Origin of the sequence: Budvicia aquatica DSM 5075 = ATCC 35567 (assembly GCF_000427805.1) — a bacterium.
Lineage (GTDB): Bacteria > Pseudomonadota > Gammaproteobacteria > Enterobacterales > Enterobacteriaceae > Budvicia > Budvicia aquatica.
The window spans coordinates 1-1,279 of the sequence record NZ_ATYS01000125.1 but is presented as its reverse complement, the minus strand read 5'-3'; the positions used below and the strand labels follow the sequence as shown (position 1 = coordinate 1,279).

2 protein-coding genes are annotated in these 1,279 nt (G+C 46.8%); one reads left to right on the top strand and one right to left on the bottom strand.

Going from position 1 to position 1,279, the window contains the following annotated elements:
• Positions 1-297: hypothetical protein (locus YWE_RS28275; protein ID WP_211231047.1), on the top strand; the 297-nt coding region annotated here is incomplete at its 5' end.
• Between the two features lie 253 nt (positions 298-550).
• Here the strand turns inward: YWE_RS28275 and YWE_RS32115 are convergent.
• Positions 551-871: a FaeA/PapI family transcriptional regulator gene (locus tag YWE_RS32115; RefSeq protein ID WP_029096211.1), complete on the bottom strand. Its 321-nt coding sequence runs from the start codon at positions 869-871 to the stop codon at positions 551-553.
• Positions 872-1,279 lie beyond the last annotated feature (408 nt).

Here is a 1,279-nt window from a genome sequence, read left to right as displayed (position 1 = left end):
TGGTTTATGCCGTTGGGTCGCGGGGGGACTTGGAATTTGAGAGATTCAATTTATCGCTGCACTTACAACGGATGGGCGGTGGCACAATACTTAGATATAAAAGGTGTCGGTCCCAATCCGTATGGACCTGCAACTATGTATGGGGAGTGGGGTAATCTTCTTGGGTCATGGAGTAGTGGTCGCTCTGGTTACTATATTGGCGGGGAAACCGCGGGGACTTACGTTGCACTGAACCCCTATGACGGGTCATTAAACGCCAGTGCGAATGCCGCAATGTGTGCGTTGTCGTCTTTGTAACGTAACAGGACGGTGAGACGGGCGCCATCAGGGGTGTTACCCTTCCCAGAAAACACCTTCACCGACTAACGGGTTCTGTGTGATGCCGAACCAATCTCTTGCGTCAATGTGCGTTGTCCGATATCCGATTACGACGCTTTAATTATTTTCCGGTGCCAAACAAGCGACTACTCGCGTATTCACGCCTACTGGTTGAGAATGAAACGCAGAGATCCCAATCCGAGGACTTCGGACCACTGACAAGGGGCGGCAGTCAGGTATTTTTATCTGCCCCGATGAGCCACCAATGTATTGGCCGGCCTTTGCTCACGCCGGTTTTAAGTACAACACCTTCTTCTGCCAGTTGAAGCAACTGGTAGCGGGTTTGATAAACGTTCAAATCTATCAGCGCGACGGCCACATCGTTGGTCGTTGGCGCTATTTGTCTCAGAATATCATCGCTGAGATCACCCTGGATATCGACCTCACCGTTTACGGCAGAATATTTTATTGTGCAGAGTCGACCGAGCGCGGCTAACAAGTTTTTCCTAACCTGCCGCGATTTTGCGTTTATATTGATGTCGTGTGGTTTCATGGTCATTCTTTAGATTAAATACATTCGCAAAAGGTTGCAAAAAATCGGCCAATCAATGACTGATGAGTATACGCCCGTTGACGATGAAATTGAAATAAAGTCGAGCGGTTGGCATATGGTTGACCTTGGTTGAGATCCACATGGTGTTATAGTGCGAATTCCCTCATCATCATTCGCTCAAGCCAAGGTCATTTATCAAATAATGAAAGTTTAAAAATAACACTTTTTTTCTTTGTATGCGGTGAATGGGTCCACTCCCTACTTTTGTATACGTACCACCTTCGGGTGGTTTTTTCACTTTAAACTAGACTGTCGTCTCAGTGGGTTTGAGTAGTTCTCAACAGAATAAGCAAAAAAATAATGTGAGGGGAATAATAAACGCCTCTGACGATCATCAGTCAGAGGCGT